This is a genomic window from Sphingomonas sp. NFR15 (genome assembly GCF_900103265.1).
GTDB lineage: Bacteria > Pseudomonadota > Alphaproteobacteria > Sphingomonadales > Sphingomonadaceae > Sphingomonas > Sphingomonas pollutisoli.
This window is the reverse complement of sequence record NZ_FMWX01000011.1, coordinates 40,495-57,113: the sequence shown is the minus strand read 5'-3', so window position 1 is coordinate 57,113 and position 16,619 is coordinate 40,495. Positions and strand designations below refer to the sequence as shown.

13 protein-coding genes are annotated in these 16,619 nt (G+C 70.2%); 3 read left to right on the top strand and 10 right to left on the bottom strand.

What is annotated here, in order from left to right; genetic code table 11:
• Positions 1-11 precede the first annotated feature (11 nt).
• Together BLS81_RS19000 and BLS81_RS18995 are read left to right on the top strand one after the other, a co-directional pair.
• The gene (locus BLS81_RS19000; RefSeq protein ID WP_093226306.1) at positions 12-917 is read left to right on the top strand and encodes a glucosamine inositolphosphorylceramide transferase family protein; all 906 of its coding nucleotides are present in this window, start codon (positions 12-14) and stop codon (positions 915-917) included.
• A gap of 81 nt (positions 918-998) precedes the next feature.
• Positions 999-2,075, top strand: a complete 1,077-nt coding sequence (locus BLS81_RS18995; protein WP_176787262.1) for a glycosyltransferase family 4 protein — start codon at positions 999-1,001, stop codon at positions 2,073-2,075.
• Here BLS81_RS18995 and BLS81_RS18990 read toward each other — a convergent pair.
• The 6 genes from BLS81_RS18990 to BLS81_RS18965 form a co-directional block, all read right to left on the bottom strand.
• On the bottom strand, positions 2,050-3,045 hold the full coding sequence (locus BLS81_RS18990; RefSeq protein WP_093226263.1) for a glycosyltransferase family 2 protein: 996 nt from the start codon (positions 3,043-3,045) through the stop codon (positions 2,050-2,052). The two genes, BLS81_RS18995 and BLS81_RS18990, sit on opposite strands and share 26 nt — an antisense overlap.
• Positions 3,042-4,328: a polysaccharide biosynthesis protein gene (locus BLS81_RS18985; protein WP_093226261.1), complete on the bottom strand. Its 1,287-nt coding sequence runs from the start codon at positions 4,326-4,328 to the stop codon at positions 3,042-3,044. Before BLS81_RS18985 ends, BLS81_RS18990 begins: the two co-directional genes overlap by 4 nt.
• A gap of 39 nt (positions 4,329-4,367) precedes the next feature.
• Positions 4,368-6,500: a GumC family protein gene (locus BLS81_RS18980; RefSeq protein WP_093226260.1), complete on the bottom strand. Its 2,133-nt coding sequence runs from the start codon at positions 6,498-6,500 to the stop codon at positions 4,368-4,370.
• Between the two features lie 45 nt (positions 6,501-6,545).
• Positions 6,546-7,862, bottom strand: coding sequence for an outer membrane beta-barrel protein (locus tag BLS81_RS18975; protein ID WP_176787261.1), 1,317 nt, complete (start codon positions 7,860-7,862; stop codon positions 6,546-6,548).
• Between the two features lie 178 nt (positions 7,863-8,040).
• Positions 8,041-8,616 carry a polysaccharide biosynthesis/export family protein gene (locus BLS81_RS18970; protein WP_143023411.1) on the bottom strand — a complete coding sequence of 192 codons (576 nt, stop codon included), beginning with the start codon at positions 8,614-8,616 and terminating at the stop codon, positions 8,041-8,043.
• A 251-nt stretch (positions 8,617-8,867) separates the two neighbouring features.
• Positions 8,868-9,638, bottom strand: a complete 771-nt coding sequence (locus BLS81_RS18965; protein WP_093226255.1) for a TylF/MycF/NovP-related O-methyltransferase — start codon at positions 9,636-9,638, stop codon at positions 8,868-8,870.
• Positions 9,639-9,962: 324 nt separating this feature from the next.
• On the opposite strand from BLS81_RS18965, the gene BLS81_RS18960 reads away from it, so the two are divergent.
• The gene (locus BLS81_RS18960) at positions 9,963-11,255 is read left to right on the top strand and encodes a DUF1972 domain-containing protein (protein WP_093226254.1); all 1,293 of its coding nucleotides are present in this window, start codon (positions 9,963-9,965) and stop codon (positions 11,253-11,255) included.
• Here the strand turns inward: BLS81_RS18960 and BLS81_RS18955 are convergent.
• Genes BLS81_RS18955 through BLS81_RS18940 form a run of 4 tightly spaced genes read right to left on the bottom strand, consistent with a single transcriptional unit; the run spans position 11,178 to position 16,349 of the window.
• On the bottom strand, positions 11,178-12,383 hold the full coding sequence (locus tag BLS81_RS18955; RefSeq protein WP_093226252.1) for a glycosyltransferase: 1,206 nt from the start codon (positions 12,381-12,383) through the stop codon (positions 11,178-11,180). The two genes, BLS81_RS18960 and BLS81_RS18955, sit on opposite strands and share 78 nt — an antisense overlap.
• Positions 12,380-13,441, bottom strand: a complete 1,062-nt coding sequence (locus BLS81_RS18950) for a glycosyltransferase family 4 protein (RefSeq protein ID WP_093226251.1) — start codon at positions 13,439-13,441, stop codon at positions 12,380-12,382. Before BLS81_RS18950 ends, BLS81_RS18955 begins: the two co-directional genes overlap by 4 nt.
• Positions 13,438-14,325: a DUF6492 family protein gene (locus BLS81_RS18945; RefSeq protein ID WP_093226250.1), complete on the bottom strand. Its 888-nt coding sequence runs from the start codon at positions 14,323-14,325 to the stop codon at positions 13,438-13,440. The genes BLS81_RS18950 and BLS81_RS18945 overlap by 4 nt, the downstream gene beginning before the upstream one ends.
• Positions 14,322-16,349, bottom strand: a complete 2,028-nt coding sequence (locus BLS81_RS18940; RefSeq protein ID WP_093226248.1) for an acyltransferase family protein — start codon at positions 16,347-16,349, stop codon at positions 14,322-14,324. Before BLS81_RS18940 ends, BLS81_RS18945 begins: the two co-directional genes overlap by 4 nt.
• Positions 16,350-16,619 lie beyond the last annotated feature (270 nt).

Below are 16,619 nucleotides of genomic sequence, written 5' to 3'. Positions count from 1 at the left end.
GGGAGACGATCGTGCGCTTGGCCAAGGACATCTGGCACCCGCTGATCGTGCCCTTGCCGCTGGCGGAGATCATCGCGCGCGGCACGCTCGAAGGGCTGCCGCTGCACTGGGCGCCGGGGCTCGAGAGGCTGCGGTTCCGCGCCGATCCGTTCGGCTATTGGCGGGGCGGGCTGCTGTACGTGTTCGTCGAGACGTTTGACTATCGCCACCCGGTCGGCACGATCGACGTGCTGGTGTTCGACGATCAGTATCGCTTCGTCGAGGAACGGTCGGTGCTGCGCGAGCCGTGGCACCTCTCCTACCCGGTCGTGTTCGATGCCGAGGGCGAGACCTGGCTGATGCCCGAGGCGAACCAGTCGGGCCGGCTCACGCTTTACCGCGCGGTCGCCTTCCCCGATCGCTGGGAGCCGGCGCTGACAATAACCGTCGATCCCGCCCCCGTCGATGCGACGCCGCTGTGGCACGACGGCCGCTGGTGGCTGTTCTACAGCTCGACCGCACACGGGCAGGACGGCGTGAGCGCGCTTAACATCGCCTTCGCCGATCGGCTGGCGGGGCCATGGACGCCGCATCCCGGCAATCCGGTGCGGACCGGCCGGGCGAGTTCACGCCCCGGCGGCACGCCGCTCGTCGCCGCCGACGGACGCATCCTGCTGCCGGTGCAGGATTGTTCGCGCACCTATGGCGGCGCGATCACGATGCTGGAGATCGACACGCTCGACGAGACCCGCTTCGCGGCCCGCCCCGGCCGCCGCTTCACCGCCCCCGCCGCCGCCGCGCCGTTCCGCGCCGGGCTCCACACGCTGTCGGCGGCGGGTCCGGCGACGCTGATCGACGTCAAGCGCATGACCGTCTCCGCCGAAGGGCTGATGCTGCGCCCCCGGCGCGCGTTGAACCGGCTGCTCGGCCGAGCTTGAGCAAGGCTGGTGAACCCCCTAAGGGACGACCATGGTTCTGCGCGCTGCGTCCCCGGTCCCGCCGATCATGACCCGACGCCCGTGAACCCCACCCGCACCAGAAGATTGTGCATCGTCGGCGGCTCGACGCGCGATCCCGGCGGCGTCGAGAGCTTCTGCGCGCGCGCGCTGGAGGCGCTGAACACGCACTGGACCGGCGGCGAGGCGTTCTGGGTGCCCGCCGACAGCGCCCACCTGTCGGCCGCGCGCCTGCCCCGCTTCCTGCGCGCGCTGCACGCGTTCCGCCGCGCCAACCGCGTGCCGATCGACGTGCTCTGGCTCAATGTCGCCAATCTGCCCGATCTGCTGTTCGTCCCGCTCGCCAAGGCGCTCGGCATCCGCGTGCTGGTGACGTTGCACCTCGGCGCGAACAGCCGCCTGCAGCGCAGCGGCGTGTTGCGGTGGCTGTCGCGCACGCTGGCGGCGCGCGCCGACCGGATCGCCCTGCTGTTCGACGGGCAGGACGCCGAGATCGAGCTGCCCGCCAACGTGCCGCGCTCGACGATTCGCACCTTCCTGCCTCCCGAAAGCTTCGCCCCGCCGCGGGAGGCCGCCACCGGCCCGGAGCTGCGGCTGATCCACGCCGGCCGGCTCTCCGAGGGCAAGGGCAGTCTGGCGATCGTCGATCTGTGCGCGGCGCTCGATCGTGCCGGCATCCCCTTCACCGCGCGCATCATCGGGCGCGGCGACGAGGCGCTGATGGAGGCGCTGTGCGCGCGCATCGAGACGCACGGGCTGGAATCGCGCGTCGCTTTGTCCGACTGGCTCGACGGCCCGGCGCTGATCGCCGCGCTCGGCGGCGCCGACATCCTCGTCCATCTCTCGCGGCTCGACAGTTTCCCGCTGATCGTGCTCGAGGCGATGGCCGCCGGCACGATCCCGATCGCGATCGACATGGCCGGCGTGCGCGCGATGACGACCGCGTATGACGGCCAGCTCGTCGCCCCCGATGCCGCCGTCTCCGGCGCGGAAGCGTGGCTCGAATCGAACGATCTCGCCGATCTGCGCCGGCGCGGCGCCGCGATGGGCGCGCGCGTGCGCGAGGATTATAGCTGGGCGGCGTGCGTCGCCACGCTCGCCGCCGCGATCGACGCTACCCAGCCGGCGGCAGGCGCGTGAACGCGACCGAGGCGAGCGGCCGCGTCGGCGGCACGCGCCGCCGGAACAGCCCGCCGATCAGCCCGATCGCGAGCGCGTTCCACATCGCGAACGAATAAAGGCCGAGCGCGAGCGAGCCGCGCCGCCAGCCGAGCCACGCGACCGGCACGATCACCAGCGCCGCCGCGGCGAGCGGCGCACGCCAGAGCGCGAGGATCAGCGCCAGCCACCACGCCGCGATCGCCACCGCCTTGCGCAAATGCCCGAGCCGCCGCACGACCAGCGGGAAATGCGGCTTGCCCAGGCTCGCGCGCAGCACCTCGCCCGCGCCGCCCATCTGCCCCGAGGTCAGCCGGTACAGCAGCAGCCGGTAGCCGTTACCCGAATGGCCGCGATGTTCGACCGCGGGCACGTCGATCCGCACCAGCGTCCAGCCCCGGCTGATCAGCCGCGCGGCGAGATCGAACTCCTCGAACGAATGCAGGTTGCGGTCCGAGAAATAGCCGACCTCGCGGATCGCGCGCATCCGGTATACGCCGCCGCCGTCGAGCCGGTCGACCGGCCCCGCGCGGCGATGCGCCTCATTGGCCATGGCGGCGGCGCGGATCTGGAACTCCTCGGCTTCGAGATTGCGCTCGATCACCTGCCCGCCCACGCCGGCGACCTGCGGGTGCGCGTCGAGATAGGCGAGGCTCGCCTCGATGAAGCCCGGCACCAGTTCCATGTCGCCGTCGATCAGGCAGAAATATTCGGCGTCGAGATGCTGGAACGCGAGCTGCGCGCCCGCCCCGCACGATCGTTCGGCGCGATTGGCGAGCTGGACGACATCGACCGGGAGCCTGCGCGCGATCTCGACGGTGGCGTCGGTCGAACCGCTGTCGGCGAGCAGCACCGTGCCGCCATAGGGTGCGACGGCGGCGAGCGCGCTGCGCAGCGCCGCCTCGATCTTGCCCGCCTCGTTGAGCGCCTTGATGCCGATCGCGATCTTCATGACGCGGGTGATAGCGCGGGCGCGGCGGCACGCCCATACCAGAGGCGCGCGGCACGCAAGATCAGCGCCGCGCACACCGCATCACCGAGCGCCACGCCGAGGATCGACCACAAGGGCGCCGCGACCAGCAACAGCCCCGCGACCGCCGCGACCGAGACGAACGCGGACCACAGGCTGGCGAGCGCGAGCGGCCGGAACGCGCCGCCGGCCTGGAGCAACGTGCCTTCGGGAACGCGCATCACCCGGAACAGGGCGGTGACCATCCACAGGGCCGCGCCGATCGCGAGCGTGCGCCGGTGATATTGCGGCGGATAGATCAGCCGCGGGTCGAACCACAGCAGGGCGATCGTGGCGATGCCGGTGGCGAGCCAGCTCAGCAGCAGGATCGTGCGGAACAGCCGCACCGCGCGGCGCGCTTCGGCGAAGTCGTCGGCGCCGAGCGCGCGCGCGATCCGCGCGCGCTCGAACTCGGTGAGCGCGTTGAACACGACCGTGATCGGGCGGATCAGGATCGCCGCCGCCGCGAGCGGCGCGAACGCTCCCGCGCCGAGAAAGCCGGTGACGAGATAAGCATGCGCGTTGACGGTCGCCTCGGACGTCACCACCCCGAGCAGCGACCAGCGGCCGTGCGCGCGCCACACGCGACGATAATCGGCGAGATGCGCGACGCTGAACGCGGTGATCTGTTCGGCGAGCACGCCGGGGCCGAAGGCGAGCAGCCCCGCCACGGTCGCGACGAGGAACACGCCATAGGCGCCGGCGGTACCGCGCACGACCCCGCCGAACAGCAGCGCCGTGCCGATCAGCAAGGCGACGCTGTACAGCAGATCCGATCCGCTCACCCGGCGTTGCCGCGCGCGCGCATAGCCGAGCGCCCGCGCAAAGCCGCGCAGCAGCGCGAGCGCCGCGAAGGCGGCGAACAGCGCCACCGCGCTCCAGCTTTCGCCCACACCGCGCGCGATCAGCGCGAAGGGGGCGAGCGCAAGGACAACGCCACACAGATTGGCGGAGAGCATGGTGCGGGCCGGATCGAGCGTGCCCGCGCCGCGCGGCGCGCTCAGCACCAGCGGCAGCGGCGCCCAGAACAATGCCGACCAGATCGCCGAGCCGAGCTGCGACGCGATCAGCAGGAAGGAGAAACGGCCAAAGCCCGCCGGATCGACCTGGCGCAGCAAGACCAGCGACAGCAGGAACTGTGCGCCGGCCGAACCGATCGGCCCGGCCAGCGCCAATCCATATCGCAGCAGATCGCCGGTGAGCGCCCGGCGGCTATCGCGTGCCATGGTCCGGCGCCCGTGTCCGCCGCCCGGCGCGCGACAGTGTCACGCGCTCCGGTAATATTCGGCGTATTTGCGCGAGTAATAATATAGGCCGCCGACCGATTCGGCGCCCTGACCGACCATCGAATAGACCATGCCGACCGGGTTGCTCCCGTCGGCGCGCAGCCAGTTGACCGCCGAGGACGCGGCGGAGGCGGGCGTCTCGTCCCACTTCACCACCATGATCGTCGCATCGGCGAGCACCGCGAGGAAGCGGCCGTCGGCGAGGCCCATCAGCGGCGGCAGATCGAGCACGATATGATCGTAGCGCCCGCGCAGCGTGTTCAGCAGGTTCTCCATCGCACCGCCGCCGAACAGATCCTCCGAGCTGAAATAGCGCGACACGACGAGCAACTGGTCGAGCCCCGGCACGTCGCCCGGCAGGATCGCCTCATCGAGCGGCGCGTCGCCGTGGATCACCTCGACGAGACCGACGCGCGGCGGCGCGCCCTTGACCATGCGCTGCATGACGGCGCGGCGCACGTCGCATTCGATCAGCAGGGTCTTGGCGTTGGCGATCGCGAGCGTGCGCGCGAACGCAAGCGCGGTGGTGCTCTTGCCCTCCGCCGGCAGCGCCGAGGTGAGCGCGATCACCTTGGGCGCGGCCTGGCCGCGTACCCCCAGCACCGCGGCGCGGACGATGCGCAGCGATTCCGAGAAGAACGAGGTCGGCTCGGTGATGAGCAGATCGGCCGGGTTGACGCCCTTGGCGACCTTGGGGATCGCCGCGAGCATCGTCAGGCCGAGCGTCCGGTCGGCGTCCTCCGCCGAGCGTAGCGTGCCCGACATCAGCTCCTGCACCGCGATCGTCGCACCGCCCGCGATCAGGCCGAGCACCAGCGCGGCGACGTAGAAGAGCGGTTTGTTCGGGCTGGTCGGCCGCGACGGCGCCTGCGCGACCTCGACGATCTGCGCCTGCGCGAGCGACACGCGCGCCGCCTGCATGCTGTCGAGCGCCATCTGCGACATGCGGTCATACAGCGCGCGCTTGGCGGTCGCCTCGCGCTCGAGACCCTCGGCGATCACCGCGTTGCGGGTATCGCCCGCGCGCCGCGATTCGAGCTGCGCCATCGACTGGCGCAGGCTTTCGACGCGGGCCTGCGTCGAGGCGGCGGTCGCGGTCAGCGCCGAGATCACGCGCCGCGTCTCGCTCTGGATCTGCGCATCGACGGCGGCGAGCTGGTCGCGCACGCGCAGCGTCTCGGGATGCTTCTCGCCGTAGCGGACCTGGATCTCGCCGAGGTTGCGGACGATGTCGGCGCGCTGGCTGCGCAGCGCCTGCACCGTCGCCGAATTGAGCACGACGCCGACCGAATCGCGGCTGCCATGCGCCATCTGCGTGCGCGCCGCCTCGAGATCGGACCGCGCCGCCGCCGCATCCGCCTGCGCCTGCGCGAGCGAGCCCGCGAGCGGGGTGATCTGCTGGTCGACGATCGTGCTGCCATTGGCGTTGCCGCCATCGCTTTCGACGATACCGGCCTTGGCGCGATAATCGGCGACCTGCGCATCGGCGTTGCGCGCGTCGTCGGCGAGTTCCTTCAGCCGGCGCTCGAACCATTGCGACTGGCGTTCGGCGGTGCCCGCCTTGTTGCCGGTCTTGGCGTCGATATAGCCCTGCGCGAAGGCGTTGGCGAATTTCGCGGATTTGACGGGATCGGCCGAGGTGAAGCTGATGTCGAGGATGTAGGTGAGCTTCTCGCGGGAGACATTCAGCTTCTTGAGGAGCGCATTGGCGAGGACGCTCTCGCGATCGGACGCCGTCGCGAGGCCCGGCCCGCCACCTTGCAGCGCCTTGGCGAATTCGGGATCGCGCTCGAGGTGGAACTGCCGAACGATCGCGCGCGCGATCGTCGGCGACTGGACCGATGCGACTTCGGTATCGATCGCCTCGGGCGTCAGCTCGGCCTTGCCGTCCGCCGACTTGGTGGCGAGCGGGTTGAGCGACGGATCGATCCGGACCTTGGCCGTCGACGTGTAGGACACCGGCAGGAACTGCACCGCGACGATCCCCAATACCGCCACCGCCGCGAACACGACGAGCAGCAGCAGCCACCGGCGCATGACGGTGTCGCGGACCATCTGGATGATATCCGCGAGCTGCGCTTCGGACTCACCGGCTTCCTGTCTGACTTCCATAAGCGTCCTGTTATCCTGCTAGAAGCGTTCTGTCCCCGGAAAGTATTAGATCCGGAACGTCAACCCCACCTCGCCCCGTACTTCGTCGTAAGCATTGCCGAGCGTCCCGGATGTCGGGCTGCGATGGCTGTAATTGAGCGAGCCATCGAGCACCACCTTACGCGACGACAGATATCGGGCACCGGTCCCGAACCGATAGCCATTCGCGGTCTGGCCGGTGCGCGCGTAACTTTGCCGGGTGTATTCCCCGGTCGCATTGACGAGGATGCCGCGCCAGATTTCGCGATCGACACGCGCGTTGACCCGATTGTCCCAAAAGGCACCGCTGGTACCCAAGCTGGTGATCTCGATCGAACGGCGCGCACCCAATGTGACGGTCGTCAGTCGCGACGGGAAGACTTCGAGCCTGCCTTCGACCGACACGCCGCCGACCGGCTTGTAAAACCCGGCGTCGAACACCTGGCGCGTATAGCCGACACCGAGCGACCCACGAACCTTGCCCGGCAGATCGAAGTTGATCCCGCCCAACGCGCGCAAGCCGTTCGAATCGAGATTAGGTACGCCGGGGCTCAACTCGGTCCTGAACGCCTGGTTGGCGAAGGAGCCTTGCACGAAGAAAGCGAGGCTCGGCGATTGGGCATATTCGAACTGGCCGGTCACCCGCGCGACATTGCGGTCGCGGTTCGACTGGTCACGTGTTTCACCATCGAACAACGGCAGCGGCCGGAAGCGGAACGATGCGTAGTCGGCCGCCAACGTGGTCCGAGTCCGCCCGACCTGATTGACCCCGCGCACGCTGACGAAGTCACGACGATACCGGGAGATCGCCGCGACCGTCGGCGTGACTTCTCCCGAAAACTGGCTCTCGTTCACTTGCGACGAAATCTCCTCGATCGTCACCGAACTGAACCGCCCGAGATCCACCCGCCCGCGCACGTCGCTTTGCCAGGTCGCCTCGTTGCGGCGCGATTCGCCGAGATATTCGCGGAAGGTGCCGGTGCCGGAAACCATCAGTTCGTGGCGGCTCCACCGCGAAATCAGCGTCGCGCTCGGCACCGTCGTGATGAAGGCCGAGGCGGTCGGCTGCGCGGTGTAATAGGTGTTGCTGGTCGCGCCCCCGCCCGACTGGATCGAGGGCAGCAGGTTGAACGACCCGACGCGGATGCCGACCGGATCGAACGCGCGGCGCGGCAATTCGGTCACGCTCTGATTGCGTCCGCGGTTGAAGCCCGGCGGGATCACCGGCGGCAGCAGCAGCGATTCGCCCACCTGCGCGCGCGCCGGCGCGATCGCGCAGGCCGGCACCGCCGCGCACAACAAGAGGCGCCACCCCCGGTTCACCGATCTGGCGGACACGGTCATGATTCGCCGGACGCTCCCGCCTTGCGGCAGGACGGGACGCGCACCGAAGCGCCACGCGCCCGGCCGGCGCGATGGTATCTTCCTTCGGGAGCCAAACGCCATCCCATCAACCCGCGTCCCCCTGAACGATCGTCACCGCGCATGCGGCCAGACCAGCATTCCCGATCTCGAACGCAAGTCAGAAGAAGCGCTCTCCGACGCGGATCGTATCACCCGGATAGACCCGCAGATCCGGCGTGAGCTGGTAATTTTCCTCGACCGTCGCCCCCTCGCGCCGGATGTGGACGATGTAGCGGTCGGCGCGCGGGGTGAAGCCCTGCGCGGTCGCGATCGCGTTGAACGCGGTCAGCCCGATCGCATAGGGGAACTGGCCCGGCGCGGTGACTTCGCCCAGAATGAAGAACGGTCGGAAGCCGGTGACCTCCATGTTGACCTGCGGGCTGCGCAGATAGCCGTCGCCGTAGCGCGCCTGTGCCTCGGCGGCGACTTCCTCGACCCGGCGCCCCACCGCCGGCGTCTCGCCGATCAGCGGCAGCGCGACGGTGCCGTTCGGGCCGACCGTGAAGTCACCCGACATGTCGGGTTCGCGGAACACCGTGAGGCGCACCTTGTCGCCGATCCCCAACCGGTAATCGGTGACGACGGCGCGATTGGAGACGTAGCGATCGCCGGTCGATATGACCTCCGCGCCCTTGCCTCCGCACGCCGCCAACATGGCGCAGGCGCACAACAACATCGCTGATCGGATACCCACTTAAGCTCCCTTCACACGGCTCTGCGGCGCGGCTTGTGCTGTGCAACATCTGGCACAGGCGCGCCGGTCAGGCAATATGCCCGGCCGGTTCGCCACGCCGTTCGTCGCGCGACGCCGCCCGTGTCCGCCGAATTTCGATGATATGCCGCGGCGCATCTTTGAACACCGCCGACGAGACGCGCGAACATCTTCCGACGATATTCGGCGCCGTCGCGTTTCATTTGCAACGCTTCCGGGCACCGCAGGCGCCATCAGTCGGCCATGCCGCGCTGCCGCATGATCATCGCGGTGCCGAGCCGATCGTTGAGCGGCCAGGCGAAAAGCCCGCGCGCGGCGAAGAACCGGTCGACCGCCTCCGCCGCCATCGGATAGCGTTTCGAGCGATAATCATGCACCAGGATGATGCCGCCCTCCACCATGCGCGGCCAGAACGTCTCGAGCGCGGCGGTGATCGGATCGGCGAGATCCATGTCGATGTGCACCAGCCGGAAGCGCTTGTCCTCAAGGCCCGCGAACGTGTCGGGGAAGAACCCGACGCGAAACGCCAGCCCCTCGTCGCTGCCGCCCGAGATGCGCTGGCGCACCAGATCGAGGCTGGTGTCGCGGAACGCGGCCTTCTCCATGTCCTGCGACAGCCGGCCGTCGGCGAGATCGCGTTCGTCGAACCCTTCGAACGTGTCGAAGCAGTAGAGCGTCGTGCCGGCCGCGCGGCGCGCCCAAAGGATCGAGGCGGTGAGCCCGCGATAGGTGCCGAGTTCGGCATAATCCCCGGCGGGCAGCTTGGCGACGTGATCGAGCGCGATGTGGAAGTTCAGCACGCGGTTGCCGTCGCGAATCGACTTGCCCGCTTCGGCCGAACGCAAGGCGTTATAGAATTTCAGCGCAGGGAGGCTCGCGCGCAGCGGATGTCCGGGCGCGAGATCGGTGTCGACCGCCCCGCCGGGCGAGACCGCGCTGACGATGTCGGATCGCAGCCGGCCGAGCCGCCGCCGCGCCGCCCCCAGGGTCGAGCGTCCAATCACCTATCGCACCTCCGCAGCCGAGCCATCGCCGCCTTAAAGCGCAAAGTGATGACCGGCCAGCCGATTCCGCAATGCAGCGCATTTCTTCGAAGATGATGAAAATGCCATTTACCCATTTGACGTGCGCAGAACCGGCAAGCATAAATGCGCCCGCCGATGAGCGTCCGTGTGCGGCGTGTAGAATCCGCGTCTCAGTTCCTCTCGGTATCCACACATCGCAGTGCGCGAATTCTGCGCGGAGGTGATCGTTTTGGAGCACGTGTCTTTTGCGCGCGCCGCCGCGCCGTGTCTTTTGCAAGCCGCGTCCTCGCACGGTGCGCGGGCATGACCGGGCTGGTCCGCCGGATCGGGCGCGCGGGCGCGCACGCCTTCGACGAAGAGGATCATGCCGCGCTGGCATGGCAATCGCGCCGGGTTTCGGCGTCCCCGCGCCGCGCGGCGCGCTCGCTCATCATTCTCGGCATTCGCGGCGTGCCGGCGACGCACGGCGGGTTCGAGACCTTCGCGGACCGGCTCGCGCGGCATCTGCGCGGGCGCGGGTGGGACGTCACCGTCTATTGCCAGGGCTCGCCGACCGGCCGCCGCGAGGAGGATCTGTGGGAGGGCGTGCGCCGCATCCACATCCCCGTCCGCGCGCGCGGGCGGTGGGGCACGGTCGAGTTCGACATGCGCGCCGCGCAGGACGCGCTGAAACGGCCCGGCACGATCCTGACCTTGGGCTACAACACCGGCTTCCTGAGCGCCTACCTGCGCCTGCGCGGGCGCGTGAACCTCGTCAACATGGACGGGCTGGAGTGGAAACGCGCCAAATATCGCGCGATCACCCGCGCCTTGCTGTGGGTCAACGAGCGGCTCGCCGCCTATTCGGGCAATATGCTCATCGCCGATCATCCCGCGATCGCGGCGCATCTCGCCACCCGCGTGTCGCCCGTGAAGACGACCGTAATCCCGTATGGCAGCGATCGGCTGCTCGATATGTCCGCCGCGCCGCTCGCCGGATTCGGGGTGGAACCCGGCGGCTTCTTCACATTGATCGCGCGGCCCGAACCCGAGAATTCGGTGCTGGAGATCGTGCGTGCCTTCTCGCGCCGGCGCCGCGGCCTGAAGTTGCTGGTGCTCGGCGCATACGATCCGGCCATCCCCTATCATGCGGCGGTGCTGGACGCGGCGGGGCCGGATGTCGTCATGCCCGGCGCGGTCTATGATCGGCGGATCGTCGATGCGCTGCGCGTCCACAGCATCGCCTATCTGCACGGGCATCAGGTCGGCGGGACCAACCCGTCGCTGGTCGAGGCGCTCGGCGCGGGCAATGCGATCATCGCGCATGACAATCGCTTCAATCGGTGGGTGGCGGGCCGGGCGGCGCTCTATTTCGCCTCGGAGGAACAGATTTTCGATCACCTCGACCGGCTCGTCAGTTGCGAGGCGTTGCGCGCGGAATTGCGCGCGGCGGCGGTGACGCGCTGGCGCGCGGCCTTCACCTGGGACAAGGTGCTGTCGGGGTATGAGGAATTGATCGAGGCGTGGTCGCCGCGCCGGTCAGATGCCCGCGACGCGCGCGATCAGCGCGGTCTGTTCGGCGATACCATCTTCGCCGAACAGCCGGCGTACGGCTGATCGCCCGGCGGGCGGATAGGGGTCGGCGAGCGCGGCGATCACCGCCTCGGCGAAACGCGCGGGGTCGTCGTGGACGCGGAACTGCCCCGCCACCTCCGGCCCGAAGCCTCGCGCGCCGATCGCGGTCGTCACGATCGGCGCGTCATAGCGCAGCATGTCGATCGATTTCACGTTGACGCCGCTGCCCGACAGGATCGGATTAACCAGCACGCGCCCGTTGGCGAGGATGGCGTCCGCGCTCGGCGCGTTCGCGATCAGCGTGATATCGGGCGCGCCGGCGAACAGCGCCCGCGCCGCCGGGCTCGGATCGGCACCGGCGAAGACGCAGCGGATGCCGGGGCGCAGCGCGCGCAGTCGCGGCATCACCGCGCCGACGAACCACGCGATCCCGCGCAGATTGTTGGGCAGGCGCAGATTGCCGATATAGGCGACGTCCCAGCGCTTGTCGGCGGGCGGCAGGATCGTGACCGCGCGATCGTCGGAAAACACCGTCGGCGCCCAGGACACGCGCGCGATGCCGCGCCGCTGCCAGTACGCGACATCGTCGGCCGAGATGTCGAACGTCCACGCCGCGCGCCCGATCAGGCCCGCCTCATAGCGCTCGAGCCCGAGCCGCGCGATCGTCCACGCGCCGCGAGATCGCAGGTCGCGCGCCGCGCCGGCCTGCTGCGCGAAATAGCGATGCTCGATATTGTGGCCGCGCACGATCACCGGCACGCCGCAGGCGCGCGCGAGCGCCTCCCCCGCCACGCCACCATAAATCCCGTCGAGCACGATCGCGGCGGGATCGAACGCCCGCGCCTCGGCGATCAGTCGCGCGTGCGTGGCCGCATCGGGCACGCGCGCGGCGACATGGCTGGGGTAGCGCCACAGCCGCGCCAGCCGCCGTGCGAACGCGGCCGCGCTGTGCGCGATCGGCAGGACGTCCACCGCCTCGAACACGTCGCGCAAAGCATCGACATCGGCGGCGCTGGCGGGCGGGTCCAGCGGCGAGCGCCAGCAGACCAGCCGCAATCGCCAGCCGCGCGCGGCGAAGCCCCGCCAGCGGTGATATTGGTCGACCTTGTGCCCATAGGTCGGCGGGTACGGCAGATCGCTGGTCAGCACGATCAGACGCTTGCCGCTCATCGCGCGTCGATCGCGGCGAGGAAGGCGTCGGCGGCGCGCGTCCAGCAGAAGCGTTCGGCCTGCGCGCGCCGCTGCGCCGCATCGGGCGCGGGGATCGGCGACGCGCCGAAATGCCCGGCGATCTGCGCGGCCAGCGTCGTCACCGCATCCGCCGCCTCGGGATCGAAATAGCGGACCAGATCGCCACTGACCTCGGGCAGCGCGGTGCGGTTCGAGGCGATCGTCGGGATGCCGAACAGCGTCGCGTCGAGCAGCGGCAGGCCGAACCCCTCGGCGGCGCTCGGATAGACGAACAGGCTCGCGCCCCGGTACAAGCCGATCAGCTCGGCCTCGGCCACGCGGCTGCGCAGGTCGATCCGCGGGTCGCACGGCGGCGCGAAGGCGAACCCCGCATCGACCGCGCCGACGATCACCAGCCGCACATCGGCGAGATCGGCCTTGCGAAACGCCGCGATCAGCAGCCCGACATTCTTGCGCCGCTCGATCCGCCCGACGTTCAGGATATAGCGCGGCGTGGCGGGCCGCGCGCCGGCATAGGCCGGCGGCGCGAACGATGGTCCGTTCAGCACCGCTCGCACCCGTTCGGGCGGCAGCCGATAGCGCGCCAGCACCGCCGCGCGCGTATGCTCGCTGACCGCGAGCACGACGCGCGCGCGCCGGATCGCCAGCGCGCCGAACACCCGCATCCGCACCCGCATCGCCAGCGGGAAATAGCGCGGGTGCGTCAGCGGCAGGATATCGTGGACGAACACGGCATGCCGCCCGGCGAGCGGGGCGATATATTGGAACACGCCGATGGTGACCCCGTCGCGCCGGAACAGCCGGGGAAAGTCCAGCAGCCGGCGCACCGCCCCCAGCGCCGGCAACGCGACATAGTCGAACGCCGCGACCCCGATCGCGGCGCGCGCCGTCGCCGGATCTTCCGTATAGACCAGCAGGCGCGGCGGGTCCGGCCGGCCCCCCAGCGCGCGCAGCAAATTGGTCAGCGTCGAGCGCGTGCCCTGATATTTTCCGGTCAACACATGCGCATCGACGCCGATCGTCACGCGCGTGCTCATGCGCGCGCCGCCAGCGCGGCGATGATCCGTTCGCGCGCGTCAGGGCTCAGCCGCTCGGTCGATTGCAGCAGCACGCCGATATGATGCGGCTGCCAGTCCGCCACGAAGCGCGCCGCCTCCCCGGCCTGCGACAACGCGTAATTCCACGAATTGAGCGTCAGGCTCTCGGGCGTGCGGGCATGGCCGGCATCGGGTTCGACATGATCGATGAACACGCCATACGCCAGATATTCCGAGAACAGCGGCTCGCGCGCGATGGCCACTTGCCAGGCCAGCCCGGTCACCTGCGCGATCCGCGCTTGCAGCCGCAGCATGGTGTCGCGCCGCCAGGAGACGATGTTGCCGACGTAGTCAGCGCCATAATAGTCGCGCGGCGCGATCCCGAGCAGCCGTCCGACCACCCGGCCCCACGCGGCCTGGGCCGGCTGGTCCGCCCCCAGCCCCGGTTTGTGGACGAAGCGGATCACGTCGCCGTGGCGGAACAGCGCGGTGTCCAGCGGGCGCAGCAGCCGCACGTCGCTGTCGATGAACAGCAGCAGGTCGGCGTCGCAGACCCGGTCGGCGCTCAGCTTGACGATCTGCTGGATGATCCAGCCGCTCACCCGCCATCGTCCCGGCGCCATCCACCATTCGCGCACCGCCCGGCCGCTGAGCGGAAGCCGCGCCGGCAGCGGCAGCTTGACGAAGCCGCGCGGCAACACCGCCTCGATCGGCGTCACCGTCCGGCGCGGTCCGTTCAGGTCCGCGAACAGCCGGTACTGGCCACGCGGCACGACCAGATGATGGTGGATGTCCGCCGCGACGAACCGGTCGACCGACGCGCACAGCGCACGCACGATCGCCAGATCGTTGCGATAGGTCGGCGTGATGATCGCCGCGCTCATCGGTCGAGCACGCCGAGGAAGCCCGGCACCAGCAGCCGGTTGCCCGCCGCGCTGAGATGATGCGTGTCGTAATAGAGCGGCGCGCCGTCCCGGTAGCCGTCGCAGGCGCGCGCGTCGCACAGCAGCGGCAGCGGGTCCCACAGCCGCGCGCCGGGCAGCGCGCGCGTGATCGCGACGAGCGCGGCGCGCGCGCGGGCGCGGCGGCGCTCGGCCTCGGCGCGCGGAACGTGCCAGCCGGGCCGGCAATAGCCGCTCCCCCGGTTGAACCCATCGGCGCAGCGGAACAACGCGCTCGGCATCACCGGCTTGGGCGCCTCGACGATGATCGTCACCCCGCGCGCGATCAGCGCGCGCAGCCGCGCTTCGGACGCCGCGATCCGCGCGCGATCGAGCGGCCGCTGCGCGCCAAGGCCCGCGTCGCGCGGCACGTCGGCATCCCACAGCTTGCGGTAGAGCGGCGTGTAGAGCCCCGGCAGGAACACCACGTCGCCCGGCCGCGCGGCGGCGCGCACCTCGGCCAGCGCGCGCGCGCGGAATGCGGCGCAGCCCGGCGGCAGCGCGCTGTCGTCGATGTCGATCACCCGGCACCCGCCCGCCGTATAGAGATCGACCGGCATCGCCCGTGCGTGCGCGACGGTGTGGAGCAGCAGCGCATAGGCGCCCGCGTGCGAATCGCCGACCACGAACAGCCGCCGCGCGTCCGCCGCCGCGCAGGCCGGCCGATCGGCGATCCGCCAGCCGATCCCAACATCTGTGGTGCGCCGCGCGACGGGGCAGGTGCCCTCCACCGGCACGAACGCCGGGTCCCACACCGCTGCGGCGTTCGACGCGGCGAGGCCGATCCGAGGCTTGGCATAGGCCAGCCCCAGGCACACCGCAGCGACCGCCCCCGCCACCCCTGCCACGCCAGCGAAGAACACCGGCGCGGGCAGCGCCAGCAGCCGGCGGTGATGCCGCAGCGGCCGCTCCACCCAGCGATGGCTCGCCACCGCGAGCGCGGCCATCAGCGCCACCGCCAGCGCCTTGAGCGCAAGCGTGTCGAGCCCGAGCGTCCAGCGCATCAGCACCACCACGCCCCAATGCCACAGATACAGCGAATAGCTGATCGCGCCGATCGCCTCGGGCGCGCGCGCGCCGAGCATCCGCGCCGGCCAGCCGCCGCCGCCGCGCCACAGCACCGCGAGCAGCACCAGCGTGGCGAGACACGGCAGCAGCGCCCCCGGCCACGGGAACGCATCCTCGCGCGTCACCACGAAACTCGCCGCCAGCGCCGCCAGCGCGCCCGCCGCCCACAGCGCGCCGCCGCGCACCGCCAGCCCCGCCCCCAGCCAGCGCAGCAGCGCGCCGATGCCAAGCTCCCACAGGCGCGCCGGCAGCAGGAAGAACGCGCCCGCGCGCCACGCCTGCGTCAGCCACCCCGCCGCCGCCAGCGACAGCAGGCACGCCAGCGCGACCACACCGACCGGCGCCCACCGCGCCCGCCCCCGCAGCCACCACGCCGCCGCCGGGAACAGCAGATAATATTGCTCCTCCACCCCCAGCGACCAGGTCTGGGTGAAGCCGTTATAGGCGCTCGCGGTCGCGAAATAGTCGCCCGCCTTCCACAGCAGCGCGAGGTTGCTCAGCCCGAACACCGCCGCCGCGCCGGTCAGCGCGACAGGGCGCGTGCCCTCGCCGCCCGGCATCAGCAGCCCCCCAACGAGCGCCACCACCAGCACATACACATAGAGCGCGGGCAGGATGCGCAGGCAACGCCGCCGGTAGAACCCCGCGCAATAGGCCCCGAACCGCTCGGCCCGTACCCCCGCCACCGAATGCGCGACGACGAACCCCGAAATCACGAAGAACACATCGACCCCGACGAACCCGCCCGGCAGCCAGCGCGGATCGAGGTGGAACGCCACCACCGCCAGCACCGCAATCGCGCGCAGCCCGCCGATCCCGGCGATATGCACGCCCCGCGCGCCCGCGCCGGCCGCCACGCCGCCCGCCCCGCCCTCGGCCACCAGGATTCCGTCGCGCAAAGATCAGCCCCCCAATCTTCACGGGCGAGCCTAAGCCATTCGCCCCAGGGCTGGCGAGCGAAGATTACGCCCGTGCAACGGAAATGTGGAGGCTGGCCTGGCCTCCGCCGTGACCCAACAATCGACCGGTCACGCCAGTCGGACGCTGCCTAGAACCCGTATAGGTTCATAAATGCCGACAAAGTCCCGCTCGGCTATGCCGCCGGTCCGATTGCAGACAGAAGCACCTTCAACAGAGGGATTGTCGCCAAGTGCGGATTGAAGCAACGA